This window comes from Synechococcus sp. PROS-U-1, from assembly GCF_014279755.1.
Classification (GTDB): domain Bacteria; phylum Cyanobacteriota; class Cyanobacteriia; order PCC-6307; family Cyanobiaceae; genus Parasynechococcus.
Genome location: NZ_CP047951.1, coordinates 1,205,632 through 1,218,744, shown reverse-complemented (window position 1 = coordinate 1,218,744; position 13,113 = coordinate 1,205,632). Strand labels below are relative to the sequence as shown.

The following is a 13,113-nucleotide window of genomic DNA, read 5'->3' as shown; positions in this document are numbered from 1 at the left end:
CAAAGCATCTGCTGGGAGCCATCGACCTCAGTCGCTGGGGAGTACGTGGGGCAACGCACTCCCGCACATCGAAGTCACAGTGAAGAAGTGGCCGATTTGGAAAGATGAACATCAAGAAGATCCTTCAGCTCACCAACCGATGACTCCAGACAAACCACAGCTCCTGAAGTTCAGACTGCTTGTCAAACAACTCAACCGGCCATCACGCGGTTCAGGATTTCCTGCTTCAGCAGAGCACGGTCTCGCTCCACATAGATCTCGGACATCAGCTCAGGATTCGACTTGGACCGCAGTTTGTCCAAGTGCTTTTCAAGCTTGGCCAAGATCTCTTCCGTGAGAGCGCTGGGGTTGTCTCCAAAACTGTCGTAACTGGCCAGAGAATTATCTAATTTTTTGATCAAGCGTGTGGCGGCCGACATTGAAGGCAGATGAATTCGGCTGATTTTGGGTCTTCGGAGCTTGGTAAAACCACGACGTCAGCTGGTCAACACCTCTTCAAGTTGCATGACCAAAACTCATTCCTTGATTTCTAGTGAGCCTGGCGACCCAACTCGCTGAGCGAGCACGTCCCCGCATGCGGTTCAGACCGCTACCAGGGATGGATCGCCAGCCCATCACAAGTACAAACAAACGGTTTGGTTAACTGCAGCGCATCAACAATTTGCATCGAAGGAAAACCAATTCGCCGAACAAACAGGCTTCAACCAAGCTCGCAGAGCAGGCCGCTTCCAAAGATCCACAACACAGCTCGAACAGCGACCAAGCGTCTCGAAATCAACTCCTGAGATACCCGCAAGTTGCTCGTCAGCAACTCATGAGGTACTCTTGAGACGCTTGGGCATACCCTGGGACATGATCAAAACTTCCACCCGCGAAACCCAGGTCAAGCTCACGGTCTCCGTTCCTCCAAGCCTTCACGTCCTGCTTCGGAGCTGGGCGCTGTGCGAGGGCCGAGAACTCACCAGCGTTGTGCTCCAGTGCGTGGAGCTCTCGGTGCGCCAACTCAAGAGCAATGGCTCCATTCCCAACGCAGCCATCCGTGCTTACGAAGGCGCCTGTGATGAACGCTTGGCCGTGGGGGGGCTTTGATCATGCTGATTGATCAGATGGAACAAGCTCTCCAGGCGCCAGTCATGGAAGCCGTTATTGCTCTGAGCGAAAGGGTCCAAACCCTTCAAGACAATCCCGCAGGACGGATCTACACCGCCTATCGCGCCATTGATCAAACATTGAACCTTGGCTATTGCGACAACATCGAGGCGATCTCTGAACAGCTCAGCCACTGCGATTTTGTGGTTCTCGCCAGCCGTCGTGGAACCCGTCGAGAGCAGCGGTTGCTGCTACTCACCCTCAAGGAAATTGGGATCAAAAGCAGCTACAGCGAGAACTGCTTCAGCGCTTCAACCAACACCCTGAGTCACCTCAGACACCTTGGCTGGCCGCTTGGGAGCTTGAAACAACGCGTCAATTCAACCAACATGCGCAAACGCTTCAACTGTGATCGCTGATCCAGGAGCGACAGCGTTGAACCACAGACGCCACCACTGCCGGGTCGGCCGCAACGTCATCATTTGAATCCATCGCCCGATACAGATCAGCAACCGCCCAGGCTTTGGATGCTGCATCGTCAAGGTGTCGCGGGATGAGATGCAGGTGAAGGTGCTGGGCTCCCTCTCCAAACGCGATGGCATAGACGCGCTGACATCCGGTGATCTGCTTCACGAGATGGCTTGCATCCCTTACAGCACGGCCCCAATCGGCGGCTTCTTCCTCAGAAAAATCCACGGGCCCCGCACAGTGGCGCAGGGAATCCAACAGAAGCCAGCCGGGGAGGGGTGCTGGATCGGGGTGGTGGCGCAACAACCAGAAGCCAGATCGTTGAATCTCGAAACGCTCTCGGGCGACGGGGTCGGCATGCAGTCGACAGATGGCGCAGTTTTCCACAAACAAGTTGCTCAACGGCGCACAACACCGCGACCGTTGCCAATCAAACCGAAATCAATGATCAGTCCGATCAAGACAACCAAAAGTCCGCTGAATGAAGACACCCCTCCAAACGACGCCACAGCCCAGCAATAGCCCAGGGTTGTTGTGGGTAAAAACAGCAAGCCAAGAACAGGGAGCACTGGGTTGGGAACACTGGTGCCGCTAAATGGCTGCAGAACAAAGCTGCTGTTGACGAACCACATCAAGACCAGAACGAGGCGTGGTGCAAGCAGGCCAATCGCCGCCAAGAGACACATCAAGGTGAACAGACGCTGAGACATCCATAGCGACGTGACAACGGCACGACAGCGTCGCCACCAGAAGATTCAGGTTTCCAGGGAACAATTCATCGCCAACTCGAAAGGAACGGAAGCTGCCGGTAGCGTCAGCAGAGTGCTGGAGAGCGTCGCAAGGTCGTCGGGTTGCGTCATCTCGGCAGCCTTCACCGCCGTCACCGCACCAGCCATCTCGGTGTTAACCCAACTCGGGCAAATTGCGGTCACACGAATCCCCTCCTCCCACCCTTCATTGCGGATGCTCTGGCAGAGGCCCATCAAGGCAAATTTGCTGACGGGATAGCCCGCCATCCTGCCCTTGACCCGCTTACCACTCATCGACACCAAAACCTGAATTCGGCCACGGCCACTGGAGACCAAACTGGGCCAGGTCGCCCGAGTCAGCCACCAGGGGCCCATCACATTGACCGACCAAAGTTCATCAAGGTCGTGCTCTTCTCCATCGGAAAAAAGCAGTGGTGTGCGATGCAAAATCCCAGCACAGTGGATCAGAGTGTCGATCTGGCCCCACTGGGTGACAGTGGCATCAACCCATTCCTGAGCGCTCCCCGGATCCTTGGCGTCATAAGAGTGAACAGCGACACGGTCGATATCAAGATCTGTACCCAAGAGTGCATCTGGGTTTCGCAATCCGAGGCTGAGACGATGACCATCATTGAGTAGTCGCTCCGCAATGGAACGACCGATGCCACGACTGGCTCCGGTAAGCAAAACCGTACGTTGCATCAGGACTGATTGACGAGTCGATTGAGCAGAGACTCCGACGTTGAAGCATCCACCAGGAGAGAGCGATTCAGCTCCGAAATGAAACCTGACGAGACACTGTCATCCAGAAACCTCAGCAAGCTGTCGAAGTAGCCGTTCACATTGAGCATGCCGATGGGTTTGGCATGAAAGCGAAGCTGTGCCCAGGTCAGCGCCTCAAACAACTCTTCGAGTGTTCCAAGACCACCGGGCATAGCAATGACCCCATCGGCCAGGTCCAACATCCGTGCCTTGCGCTCGTGCATCGAGCCAACGACATCCAGACGCGTCAAACCCGTGTGCACGACTTCATCGAGGACCAATGGATCAGGGATCACACCAATCACCTCACCACCAGAAGCAAGAGCAGCATCTGCAACAGCCCCCATCAAGCCAATCCGAGCGCCGCCATAAATCAGAGAGATTCCCTGAGACGCGAGCAATGCCCCCAACTCATGGGCAGCAGCCATGAACAAGCCGGAATTGCCACAACGGGAGCCGCAATAGACAGCGATGCTCTTCACGGCTGAAGGACCACCCAAGCATTCAGTCGAATCAACAAGGTACAGCGGGCAAGAGAATGCTGAGGGGCCATGACCAGCAGCGACTTGGGAGAGTCCCTGTGGGATGGCGCGCAACCCAACACAAGCTCACTCATAGCGTCCGACGCGGCGCTGAAGCGGCAACCTGCGGAAAATAGTTTCGGGGTCTTGTTCGTATCAAGCAACGACTTACAAGCGTCCCTTGAATAAGATCTAAACCATCCTCAGCCAATGGTTTCAGAACACCAAACAGAATCCAGGAATTAAAGAACAACGCCATGAGGAATTCAGAAAGGGAGAACGAAGACCAGCCCTTCAGGAATAGATCAAACGGATGAAATAATCATCAACCAATCAATGGTTTCTTTCCTATTGCTAAAAGCAAATGGCATCATACGCGATGCAACTGCATCATCTACTCTACAAAGGAATATCAAACCGATAAGCGCAAGTGCTTGCTTTCATTTAGCACCCTGCATTTGGAGAATACATAAGATCCAATAAGATTGAAAAAGGTCAACACTTGAGAAGTCATGCAAGATCAAAGGATGAACGAGAAGTCACCCAAGGGCATGCAAAGCATGGCCGAGCCAGGAAGTGCCCACACCATGGGGCAGGGCTTGTACGGGTAATACGAAATTCAAACCAACACAAAGGGTCCAAAGCCATTGATCTCACTACTAAGGTGCGGACCCAAGAAAGAGTAAACAATGGCGATTCAATATTCACCTATCGAAAGACTTGAATTCGGCTTGCGATGGGAGTGTGCCCGATGTGCTTACTTCGAGCAAATGGGGTGGAAAAGCAGAGTAACGGAATTGAATGCAAGGATTGATCAGATTCAATATGACTTAAATCAAATTTATTCAGATAGTTAACATTGGCAAGCAACAGATGAAGGCTTCGCACCCATCGGGATCAATTGGCGACCATCTGGAGCGAGAATTGAAGACGCGAGTTGCATGGAACGATGACTTCGACGCGCCTTGAACTGCTGAGCCGCCATCGGCTTCGTGACCCAGGGCTCGGCCTGAATGAACCCTCCGGGCTGACGTTGAATCGTGATGGATCCGCGCTCTACACCGTCAGTGATGACACCAAGGCGATTTTTCGCCTGGATCTCAAGGGCAGAGTATCGGTGGCCGACTCATTCTTCATCGGTCTCGACGACCTGGAGGGCATTGCCATCCGCCGCGAGGACAGCGAGCTGCTCGTCGTCCAGGAGGCAACCAATTCAGTCGTCTTGGTTGATCTCAAGACACGCCGTGAACACTCTCGACGGCCCCTCTCAGCCATGGGCAACTACGCCACCATTGCGCACCATTTCCCAGACCCTCCTGACAACAACGGATTGGAGGGAATCACCGTGAACACCAGCAACGACCACGTGTTTGTGGTCAAAGAGCGACGTCCGGGTCTGCTCATCGAACTTGATCCCTCTCTGACGACCATCCTTTCAACAAGGGTGCTGCAAGCCAGCCAGGGCTTCACCCACCCAAAACTGAAAGCCGACAAGCTGGATTTTTCTGGACTGAGTTTCGACAGCAGAAACGACACCCTCTGGATTGCAAGCGACAAAGGCCAGTGCCTGTTCCAATACGACTGGACGCGTGATGCTGTTCTCCAGCGCCTTGATCTCACCATCAATACGGGAAACAAGGACAAGCTGATCCGCAAAGCGGAGGGTGTTGCCTTTGATCCACAACGAAAGAGGATGTACGTGGTGAGCGATCGTGATGCCGATCTCTACGTCTACAAAGTCCATGACGACAGCTGAACGGCGCAGGATCTTGATCACCGGTGCCAGCAGCGGGATCGGTCTTGAGGCGGCAAAGATTCTGCTGGCTCGTGGAGATGAGCTGACCATTCTTTGCCGCAATGCGGAGCGGTCCGAGCAAACCCGAGCGGCATTATCTGAATCCGTTCAGACCTGCGTTGCTGATCTGGCTGACCTTGCGTCCGTGGCCAAGGCGATTGAAGTGCTCCATCAAGAGCAAACATCATTCGATGCTTTGGTGCTGAACGCAGGGTTGCAATATGCCGGACATCGTTCACCCCGTTGGAGTCGACAGGGGATTGAACTCACCTTTGCGGTGAACCATCTGGCCCACCAGTTCCTCGTTGAAGGACTCAGAGATCAAGCCCAAGCCATCGTCATCACCGCCTCTGAGGTGCACAACCCGTCAACTGGAGGTGGACGGGTCGGCCAGCCTGCAGGTCTTGGCACGTTGCAGGGCATTCACCAGGGAGCAGGGGCAGCCATGGTGGACGGCATCAGCCCTTTCAATGCTGATAAGGCCTACAAGGACAGCAAGCTCTGCAATCTGCTGTTGGCCAAGGAGATTCATCGTCAAAGCCCAGGACTACCTGTCGTGGCATGGAGTCCTGGGCTGGTGATTCCTCGGACATCAGACGGTTTTTTCAGGAGTAGTCGCCAAGCCAATCCACTCGGGCAAGCTCTGTTCGGGTTTGTTGCCAGAGATGTTTTGAAGTTGACGGAACGTGTTGAACAGGCCGGAGGTCTTTTGGTTCAGCTCATCGACGAAGCGCCCAACCGGCCTGGATTCACCTACTGGAGCAACGGGTTGCTGGGTCCTGGTCGACATCAATTCAGCCCAACTGAACCGTCCCAAGACGCATCCGACGGCAACAAGGCGACAACGCTCTGGACGTTGTCATCCAAGCTGATCAAAGCATCACTTTCGACATCAAGCTGACATTCAGTTCCATAGAACGACCCAGATACAAGACATACAGCTATCATTCAAATTAAATTCTTGCATCAATCAACTCTACGCCTGTTCAACGCCTAAACAACAGGGAATCATGCCTCTGCATACAGAAACTTTTTCGCAACTACAAAATATCTGCATCCATAAAAACTAATTCATACCCTGGCTATCAAATTTATAAACACGATTGAGAATTACACTAATGTTCACATACAGATCATCCAATCCAAATGATTTTGCACGTTTGAGCATGCTTTGATAAACAAAATCTATCAACGCTTGGTCTAAAAAGTCTTCGGGCACATTCAACACCAGATCGAGTCTTGCCTTGTTATCGACAACGCTCACATTGCTATACATCAAACGAGCCTTTGACCAAAATCTCGGGTTGTTCTGAGCTATCGCAACGCGTTTAAGTTGACCAGCTTTGAAGCGACCAAACTCAGCATCCATCTCCTGCCGCACGCTGAAATCGTGCAATGCAGAGGACAACGGCAGACTCAGCAATCCAAGCAAACCCAGCCAGGCCAGAAGATTGCGCCAACACGTGCGAAATGAGCCATACGGCTGCAGCAAAAACACCACAAGGCTGGTGACCGTGATGCCGATCAGGTTTGTCACAAAGAGCAGAAACGAGCCCTCCGCGATCTGATTGGTCAGGCCTGCCACCGTTCCACGACCAAAAACAGCCACCATTTCCGAGCCGAGGGTGAGGCCAATGCCGCTGACGCACAGAGGAGGAACAAGGGCAACAGCAATCGCCACACCAGCAATGGAGTTCGACAATTGTTTGCGGGTCATCGAAAACGACCCGGCAACAGCAGCAGCTATGGCAATTCCGAGATCGATCAGGTTCGGAGAAGTGCGTCCGGTGATTTCCGACTGCACATGGCTGATGCCAAGCCCCCAACTGATCAGCGAAGCGGTTCCGATCACAGCCATCACCCCAAAGCTGATCCTGACGGCAGAACGTCGGATCAATGTCCCGTCACTGACCGCCAAACCAAAGGCCAAGCTGAGAATGGGGTCCATCAGCGGGGCGACGATCATGGCCCCAATCACGACGGCCGTGCTGTTGGAGATCAACCCAAGGGTGTCAATCACCGCTGAACTGATCAGAAGGATGAAAAAAACCAGCGAAGGTTGGACGATTTGATCCGAGCTTCATAGAGCTCAGTTCGCGGGACACGATTTTCAAGATGGAGCGCCCAATACCCCGAGAGGGTCTCCAACACTTGCCCCAGCACCTTGAGCGTCTCCAGGACTCACGTTTCTGAATTGTGCACAGAGTTCGAAACTGCGCAGCAGACTTCACGACGATCACCAACAAGAGATGACGGGAGTTCTGGCGGCCCTCGGAGCGGCCATGGCCTGGACGGGAGCCAGTGCACTCTGGCGTTCATTGACGGGTCGGATGACGGCGATCCGGCTCAATGCCATGAAAAACGGCCTGGCGAGCCTGCTGTTTCTGCCGGTTCTGCTCACACTTCCGATGGACAACGGCGGATGGGCCGTAGTGCTGCTGTTGATCAGCGGCTTGGTCGGCATTGCAGCCGGAGACAGTTTTTACCTCGGAGCCTTACGGCGACTGGGCACCCGACGCACCCTCACCGTTGAAGCCAGCGGACCAGTGCTGGCAAGCATCGCTGGGGTCGTTGTGATGGGGGACAGCTTGAGCTCGAGGACCTGGCTCGGGGCGATCCTGGTGTCGGGCGCGGTGGTCCTGATCGCACTGCAGGCCAACGAAACAGGCTGCTCGAAGCAGGGAGGCAAGGGCAGCGAACTGAGCACTGGCCTCGTGTTCGCCCTGACGGCGGTGGTCTGTGGCCTGAGCGGAGCCTTTCTTGCCCGTCATGTGCTGGTCACCACTGACCTGACCCCACTGCAGACGGCAGCCATCCGTTTGCTGGGGGGATGGATTGGACTTCTCCCTCTCTTGAGAGGGATCCGGGGCAGGGTGGCCATCACACGACGCGAGCAATTCAGGCTCGTGGTGGCCACCGTGATTGGCACCAACGCAGGCATCCTGTTGCAGCAAGTCGTGTTGCAGACCATGCCCGTTGGAGAGGGGGTCACACTGATGGCGACGGCGCCGGTGATGGCACTTTTTGTGGGCCGAATGGAGGGTGACCCGATTCAGCTCTCTGGCGTGGCAGCTGCAGTGCTGGCCTTGGCCGGTGTGGCTTGCACAAGCCTCTGAAGACTGCTTTCCACAGCCGAAGCCGCGGAGTTGTTCAACGCCAGCACGACCAAATCCGCACCGCAGCCGGCCTCAGGCCTCCAGGCATGGCTGGGGGCGACTTCAAACCAACTGTTCAAGCGAGGGCCAACCATTTGGACCTGGAGAGGGAGCGTTTTGTCCTGTAACCAGACACGCCCTTTCAGTCGAACGACCTGCTGATCCCTCACAAGCTTGGGCAAAAGCTGCTCAAGGGCCTGGCGATCCAGAGAGCCTTCGACACGCACATTGCTGCCGACCATCGCGACATGGCTGTGGTCGTGATGATCGTGGTCGTGGTGGTGATCGTGATCGTGATCGTGCTGGGCCTGGTGGTCCAGTCCCAGTACAACGGATGTCTCCACCTGCCCCTGAGAGACAGGAAGCAGTGCGGTTCCTGCGCGCACTTTGTCTTTAATTCGCTCCCGTACATCAGCCATCGCCGATGCTTCAAGACGATCGGCCCGACTGATCAAAACCAGATCGGCGGCATGGAGTTGATCCTCAAATAATTCGTCGATGGCTGTGAGGTGATCCAAGCTGGGGTCCTCTGCACGCTGCCGCTCCAGAGCATCAGGGTCAGCCACAGGACTGCCCTGAGCCAGGGCCTCGCCATCCACCAGCGTCACCACACCATTCACATGGACTTGGCTGCGGATGGCGGGCCAATCCAAGGCCTGAAGCAGGGGCCGTGGCAAGGCCAGACCGCTGGTTTCAACAACGATTCCATCCAGCTGATCCGCCCGCTCCAGCAGCTTCTCCATCGTCGGCAGGAAGTCATCCTGAACCGTGCAACAGAGGCAGCCGTTGTTCAGCTCCACCAGACGGCCGTCCAGATCTTCGTCAGGACAGAAGCCGCAACTGCGGATCAAATCACCATCAAGCCCCACACTGCCGAATTCATTGACCATGACCGCCAGACGCTGACCACCACGGGTGAGCAAATGGCGCAGCACTGTGGTCTTACCGGCCCCAAGAAACCCAGTGATCACGGTCACCGGTAGACGCTTTGGCATGACGATTAAGGGCGACAGCCCAGGCTCTCACGAGTGGAGACACCACTGATCGGATTGGAGCCATCAGCCCTGGCGCAAAGGGCCCGCTGCTGAGGCAGATCAATCACGGCGTTGGTGAAATCAGCACCATCGATCTGCGCGTCGGTAAAACGGCTTTGCATCATCATCGCGTTGGTGAAGTTGGCACCACGCAGATCGGCGCCCTCGAAGTGACTGGCAAAGCCGACGACATCGGAGAGATCGGCATCGCGCAGGTCGGCGCCCTGAAGTTGAGAGGTGTTGATCACAGCTCCCCGCAGATCTGTACCACTGAGATTCACGTCACGAAGATCGGCCTTGAGGAACTCTTTCTCCTTGAGATCGAGGCCGTGCATGTCGGAGCTGATCTCCTGAACTGCAAACTGTCCACGGAGTTCCGGAGCCGTGATCGCCTGCGCTGATTCAGGCCAGACAACAGTGATCAATCCCAGAAGGATCACCGCCAGCAGCGAGGCCATACGTCGAAAGGCGCCCATGAAACCGGTAATTTGAGCAATCACGTTATGGCAATCACCAACGGAGCGAGTCGATATGGCCATGAGCCTGCGGGTGGTGGTTCCACCCCATCCCCTGATCGGTCATTGGCTGACGATGCTGCGGCACCGGGAAACCCCACCGGCCCTCTATGCCACTGCACTGCAGGAACTGGGCCGTTGGCTCACCTACGAAGCCCTGCGGGACTGGTTGCCCCATCGTCGCGACACGGTGCCCGGAATGGAGGGAGACACCGAGGGAACCATCGTTGAGGCTTCTGTGCCGCTGATCGCGATCCCGGTTCTTCCGGGCGGCCTTGAGCTGTGGCAAGGAGGACGATCGGTGCTTCCAGATGCATCTCTTTGTTTGGGGACATGCCCGCAGGAGATTGAGGCCAACGCGGGGGTGATTCTCTTTGTTGATCAGATCCGCGATGGCCAGGCCACGCTCAAGCTCCTGCAGGGGTTGCAAGACAAGGGTGTTGAGGGCCGGCGGCTGCGTTTGATCACCGCGTTGTGTGCCAGTCCGGGGCTGAAGCTGCTGGGAGAAACGATTCCCGACCTCACGCTGCACACCGCTTGCATCGACGAAGGTCTTGGGGAACAAGGCGAGATTCGTCCGGGCATCGGTGACCCTGTGCGAAGGCTCAACCTCAGACATTGAGAGCGTGACTAACCTTCGGGAAGGTTGATCGCACCCATGGCCCACCAGCACGACACGGGCTCCGGCACTCTGGTAACGCTGGTCACCGGAGCAGTGCTCGGTGCAGCTGGTCTGGCCTGGTGGCTCTTGAATGAAGCCGACAGGCGCAGGCACTACGGCGTTCAGAAATCGATGTTGCATGCGCCGAGGATGCAGGACGGCTCAGAGGTTCTCAACAGCTCACCCAACGGTCACCTCGAGGAACGGGTTGAAAAACTGAACGCTGAAATCGCCCGCGTTCGCGCCCAACTCGAGGGTCTCGGTAGCGAAGGATGAGCGCTCGGTAGGTTGGCTTGATCGCCACTGGTCCGCTCCGTTCCATGCTTCGCTCCGACGCCGTCACCAAGGGGATTCAGCGGTCTCCCAACCGGGCCATGCTTCGGGCCGTTGGATTTGGAGACAGTGATTTTGGCAAGCCGATCCTGGGCATTGCCAACGGCTACAGCACCATCACCCCCTGCAATGTGGGGCTGAATGACCTGTCCAAACGGGCTGAAGAAGCAGCCCGGAAGGCCGGAGGCATGCCTCAGATGTTTGGAACCATCACCGTGAGTGATGGCATTTCCATGGGCACCGAAGGGATGAAGTACTCCCTGGTGAGTCGGGAGGTGATTGCCGACGCCATCGAAACGGCCTGCAACGGGCAGAGCATGGATGGCGTGCTGGCTGTTGGTGGCTGCGACAAAAACATGCCAGGCGCGATGCTGGCCATGGCACGGATGAACATTCCTTCGGTGTTCGTCTACGGCGGCACGATCAAGCCGGGCAAGCTTGGCGGTTGTGATCTCACCGTCGTGAGCGCTTTTGAAGCCGTCGGCCAGCTGACCAGCGGCAAGATCGATGAAGCGCAGCTCACCGCAGTTGAAAAAAATGCCTGCCCAGGTGCTGGCAGTTGCGGCGGCATGTTCACCGCCAACACCATGAGCGCCGCCATCGAAACGATGGGACTCAGCCTCCCCTACAGCTCAACGATGGCAGCGGAGGACGAGGAAAAAGCCGACAGTGCCGCTCGCTCCGCTGAAGTGCTGGTGGACGCGGTAAAAGCAAACATCCGCCCCCTCGATCTGCTCACCAAAGAGGCCTTTGAAAACGCCATCAGCGTGATCATGGCTGTGGGTGGCTCCACCAATGCCGTGCTCCACCTGCTGGCCATTGCCCGCACGGCAGGCGTTGACCTGAGCATTGACGACTTCGAACGAATCCGTCAGCGCGTGCCGGTGATCTGCGACCTCAAGCCAAGCGGTCGCTACGTGACCGTCGATCTGCACAATGCCGGCGGTATCCCCCAGGTGATGAAGCTGTTGCTCGATGCCGGACTGCTGCATGGGGACTGCCGCACGGTGGAAGGAAAAAGCTTGAAGGAGCTTTTGGCGGACGTTCCTTCACAGCCCTCCTCAGGCCAGGACGTGATCCGGCCGCTGAGCAACCCCATGTACGCCAAGGGACACCTGGCGATCCTCAAGGGCAACCTGGCGACAGAAGGCAGCGTGGCCAAGATCAGCGGTGTGAAAACGCCTGTGCTCACTGGACCAGCACGGGTGTTCGAAAGCGAGGAAGACTGCCTGGCTGCCATCCTCGACAAGCAGATCAAGGCCGGTGACGTGGTCGTCGTCCGCTACGAGGGGCCCGTCGGTGGACCTGGCATGCGGGAAATGCTGGCTCCCACCTCAGCGATCGTGGGACAAGGCCTTGGGGACAAGGTCGCTCTGATCACCGATGGGCGCTTCAGCGGTGGCACCTACGGCCTCGTTGTGGGCCACGTTGCTCCGGAGGCCGCCGTCGGAGGAACCATCGGTCTGGTTCAGGAAGGCGACAGCATCACCGTCGATGCCGACCAACTGCTGCTTCAACTGAACGTGGATGAGGCCGAACTGGAGCGTCGTCGTGCGGGTTGGACCAAACCGCAACCGCGCTATCGGAACGGAATTCTCGGCAAATACGCACGGCTCGTCTCCAGCTCGAGTCGAGGCGCCACAACCGATCACGACGACTGAGTCAAACGGCAGGTTGCACCAAAGCCCTTAAGCGTCGACCCAGCGCCTCCAAAGGAGTGGCATCCTGCGGCGCCGAGCAACGTTGGCCCGAGGCGCCATCCATCCAGACCGGATGTCGCCCGTGCCAGAGCATTGGGCGTTCGGGTTGATCCCACCAGCTGAGCATCAGATTGATTTCATCACCACTCCGATAAATCTCCAGCTCAAGATCGTGATCGGGATGGCGCTGGCCATCGCCATCCCGGCTTTCAATCCGCACATGAAGGTCATCGAGTTGCTCAGGAGCGGAGGGGTCAATCAAGACCACCGCATGGCTCCAGGGCTTGAGACAAACATCGGCCGCCTTGGCGATCAACACCAGAAGGTCCAT

Annotated in this window: 17 protein-coding genes; 8 read left to right on the top strand and 9 right to left on the bottom strand. The window is 56.5% G+C overall.

The genetic code is table 11. The annotated features are described in order from the left end of the window. Nucleotides 1-191: 191 nt before the first annotated feature. A complete protein-coding gene (locus SynPROSU1_RS06640) occupies nt 192-419 on the bottom strand; it encodes a hypothetical protein (RefSeq protein WP_186572082.1) in 228 nt (75 codons plus the stop codon). 433 nt (nt 420-852) lie between these two features. Here SynPROSU1_RS06640 and SynPROSU1_RS06635 point away from each other — a divergent pair, with 433 nt between their 5' ends. Next, nucleotides 853-1,089 carry a hypothetical protein gene (locus SynPROSU1_RS06635; protein WP_186572081.1) on the top strand — a complete coding sequence of 79 codons (237 nt, stop codon included), beginning with the start codon at nt 853-855 and terminating at the stop codon, nt 1,087-1,089. Between the two features lie 2 nt (nt 1,090-1,091). Next, on the top strand, nt 1,092-1,508 hold the full coding sequence (locus SynPROSU1_RS06630) for a hypothetical protein (RefSeq protein ID WP_186572080.1): 417 nt from the start codon (nt 1,092-1,094) through the stop codon (nt 1,506-1,508). Here SynPROSU1_RS06630 and SynPROSU1_RS06625 read toward each other — a convergent pair. The 4 genes from SynPROSU1_RS06625 to SynPROSU1_RS06610 all read right to left on the bottom strand — a co-directional run bounded on the left by SynPROSU1_RS06625 (nt 1,492) and on the right by SynPROSU1_RS06610 (nt 3,550). Then, nucleotides 1,492-1,959 (bottom strand): diadenosine tetraphosphate hydrolase, encoded by a 468-nt coding sequence (locus SynPROSU1_RS06625; RefSeq protein WP_186572079.1) that lies wholly within the window; start codon nt 1,957-1,959, stop codon nt 1,492-1,494. The genes SynPROSU1_RS06630 and SynPROSU1_RS06625 overlap by 17 nt on opposite strands. Next, entirely contained in the window at nt 1,956-2,243 is a 288-nt protein-coding gene (locus tag SynPROSU1_RS06620; RefSeq protein ID WP_186572287.1) for a hypothetical protein, read from the bottom strand. The genes SynPROSU1_RS06625 and SynPROSU1_RS06620 overlap by 4 nt, the downstream gene beginning before the upstream one ends. Nucleotides 2,244-2,312: 69 nt before the next feature. Further along, nucleotides 2,313-3,008, bottom strand: coding sequence for an SDR family NAD(P)-dependent oxidoreductase (locus SynPROSU1_RS06615; protein WP_186572078.1), 696 nt, complete (start codon nt 3,006-3,008; stop codon nt 2,313-2,315). Beyond that, on the bottom strand, nt 3,008-3,550 hold the full coding sequence (locus SynPROSU1_RS06610) for a TIGR00730 family Rossman fold protein (protein ID WP_186572077.1): 543 nt from the start codon (nt 3,548-3,550) through the stop codon (nt 3,008-3,010). The genes SynPROSU1_RS06615 and SynPROSU1_RS06610 overlap by 1 nt, the downstream gene beginning before the upstream one ends. A gap of 988 nt (nt 3,551-4,538) precedes the next feature. On the opposite strand from SynPROSU1_RS06610, the gene SynPROSU1_RS06605 reads away from it, so the two are divergent. Beyond that, nucleotides 4,539-5,345 (top strand): SdiA-regulated domain-containing protein, encoded by an 807-nt coding sequence (locus SynPROSU1_RS06605; protein WP_186572076.1) that lies wholly within the window; start codon nt 4,539-4,541, stop codon nt 5,343-5,345. Continuing rightward, nucleotides 5,332-6,285 (top strand): SDR family NAD(P)-dependent oxidoreductase, encoded by a 954-nt coding sequence (locus tag SynPROSU1_RS06600; RefSeq protein WP_186572075.1) that lies wholly within the window; start codon nt 5,332-5,334, stop codon nt 6,283-6,285. The genes SynPROSU1_RS06605 and SynPROSU1_RS06600 overlap by 14 nt, the downstream gene beginning before the upstream one ends. Before the next feature lie 165 nt (nt 6,286-6,450). Here SynPROSU1_RS06600 and SynPROSU1_RS06595 read toward each other — a convergent pair whose 3' ends face one another. Next, nucleotides 6,451-7,350: a DUF389 domain-containing protein gene (locus SynPROSU1_RS06595; protein ID WP_370586273.1), complete on the bottom strand. Its 900-nt coding sequence runs from the start codon at nt 7,348-7,350 to the stop codon at nt 6,451-6,453. 283 nt (nt 7,351-7,633) lie between these two features. Between SynPROSU1_RS06595 and SynPROSU1_RS06590 the strand changes: the two genes are divergently transcribed. Continuing rightward, entirely contained in the window at nt 7,634-8,500 is an 867-nt protein-coding gene (locus tag SynPROSU1_RS06590) for a DMT family transporter (RefSeq protein WP_186572074.1), read from the top strand. Here SynPROSU1_RS06590 and cobW read toward each other — a convergent pair. Both cobW and SynPROSU1_RS06580 read right to left on the bottom strand, forming a co-directional pair. Further along, complete coding sequence (cobW, locus tag SynPROSU1_RS06585; protein WP_186572073.1) at nt 8,437-9,534, bottom strand: cobalamin biosynthesis protein CobW; 1,098 nt, start codon at nt 9,532-9,534, stop codon at nt 8,437-8,439. The genes SynPROSU1_RS06590 and cobW overlap by 64 nt on opposite strands. A 5-nt stretch (nt 9,535-9,539) precedes the next feature. Continuing rightward, nucleotides 9,540-10,031, bottom strand: coding sequence for a pentapeptide repeat-containing protein (locus SynPROSU1_RS06580; RefSeq protein WP_370586279.1), 492 nt, complete (start codon nt 10,029-10,031; stop codon nt 9,540-9,542). Nucleotides 10,032-10,104: 73 nt separating this feature from the next. Between SynPROSU1_RS06580 and SynPROSU1_RS06575 the strand changes: the two genes are divergently transcribed. From SynPROSU1_RS06575 to ilvD, 3 genes are read left to right on the top strand one after another with little or no spacing between them, the layout of a single operon-like run. Next, complete coding sequence (locus tag SynPROSU1_RS06575; protein ID WP_186572071.1) at nt 10,105-10,710, top strand: uracil phosphoribosyltransferase; 606 nt, start codon at nt 10,105-10,107, stop codon at nt 10,708-10,710. A 36-nt stretch (nt 10,711-10,746) separates the two neighbouring features. Continuing rightward, complete coding sequence (locus SynPROSU1_RS06570) at nt 10,747-11,025, top strand: hypothetical protein (protein WP_186572070.1); 279 nt, start codon at nt 10,747-10,749, stop codon at nt 11,023-11,025. Between the two features lie 44 nt (nt 11,026-11,069). Next, nucleotides 11,070-12,743 carry a dihydroxy-acid dehydratase gene (gene ilvD / locus SynPROSU1_RS06565; RefSeq protein WP_186572069.1) on the top strand — a complete coding sequence of 558 codons (1,674 nt, stop codon included), beginning with the start codon at nt 11,070-11,072 and terminating at the stop codon, nt 12,741-12,743. A gap of 1 nt (nt 12,744) precedes the next feature. Here the strand turns inward: ilvD and SynPROSU1_RS06560 are convergent, their stop codons facing one another. Next, nucleotides 12,745-13,113 carry a hypothetical protein gene (locus tag SynPROSU1_RS06560; RefSeq protein ID WP_186572068.1) on the bottom strand — a complete coding sequence of 123 codons (369 nt, stop codon included), beginning with the start codon at nt 13,111-13,113 and terminating at the stop codon, nt 12,745-12,747.

What these genes read in the sequence shown, in the direction of transcription:
- SynPROSU1_RS06640 (WP_186572082.1), bottom strand. Translation starts at nt 419, where the DNA reads ATGTCGGCCGCCACACGCTTGATCAAAAAATTAGATAATTCTCTGGCC.
- SynPROSU1_RS06635 (WP_186572081.1), top strand. Translation starts at nt 853, where the DNA reads ATGATCAAAACTTCCACCCGCGAAACCCAGGTCAAGCTCACGGTCTCC.
- SynPROSU1_RS06630 (WP_186572080.1), top strand. Translation starts at nt 1,092, where the DNA reads ATGCTGATTGATCAGATGGAACAAGCTCTCCAGGCGCCAGTCATGGAA.
- SynPROSU1_RS06620 (WP_186572287.1), bottom strand. Translation starts at nt 2,243, where the DNA reads ATGTGTCTCTTGGCGGCGATTGGCCTGCTTGCACCACGCCTCGTTCTG.
- SynPROSU1_RS06615 (WP_186572078.1), bottom strand. Translation starts at nt 3,008, where the DNA reads ATGCAACGTACGGTTTTGCTTACCGGAGCCAGTCGTGGCATCGGTCGT.
- SynPROSU1_RS06605 (WP_186572076.1), top strand. Translation starts at nt 4,539, where the DNA reads ATGACTTCGACGCGCCTTGAACTGCTGAGCCGCCATCGGCTTCGTGAC.
- SynPROSU1_RS06600 (WP_186572075.1), top strand. Translation starts at nt 5,332, where the DNA reads ATGACGACAGCTGAACGGCGCAGGATCTTGATCACCGGTGCCAGCAGC.
- SynPROSU1_RS06595 (WP_370586273.1), bottom strand. Translation starts at nt 7,350, where the DNA reads ATGATCGTCGCCCCGCTGATGGACCCCATTCTCAGCTTGGCCTTTGGT.
- SynPROSU1_RS06590 (WP_186572074.1), top strand. Translation starts at nt 7,634, where the DNA reads ATGACGGGAGTTCTGGCGGCCCTCGGAGCGGCCATGGCCTGGACGGGA.
- cobW (WP_186572073.1), bottom strand. Translation starts at nt 9,534, where the DNA reads ATGCCAAAGCGTCTACCGGTGACCGTGATCACTGGGTTTCTTGGGGCC.
- SynPROSU1_RS06580 (WP_370586279.1), bottom strand. Translation starts at nt 10,031, where the DNA reads ATGGCCTCGCTGCTGGCGGTGATCCTTCTGGGATTGATCACTGTTGTC.
- SynPROSU1_RS06575 (WP_186572071.1), top strand. Translation starts at nt 10,105, where the DNA reads ATGGCCATGAGCCTGCGGGTGGTGGTTCCACCCCATCCCCTGATCGGT.
- SynPROSU1_RS06570 (WP_186572070.1), top strand. Translation starts at nt 10,747, where the DNA reads ATGGCCCACCAGCACGACACGGGCTCCGGCACTCTGGTAACGCTGGTC.
- ilvD (WP_186572069.1), top strand. Translation starts at nt 11,070, where the DNA reads ATGCTTCGCTCCGACGCCGTCACCAAGGGGATTCAGCGGTCTCCCAAC.
- SynPROSU1_RS06560 (WP_186572068.1), bottom strand. Translation starts at nt 13,113, where the DNA reads ATGGACCTTCTGGTGTTGATCGCCAAGGCGGCCGATGTTTGTCTCAAG.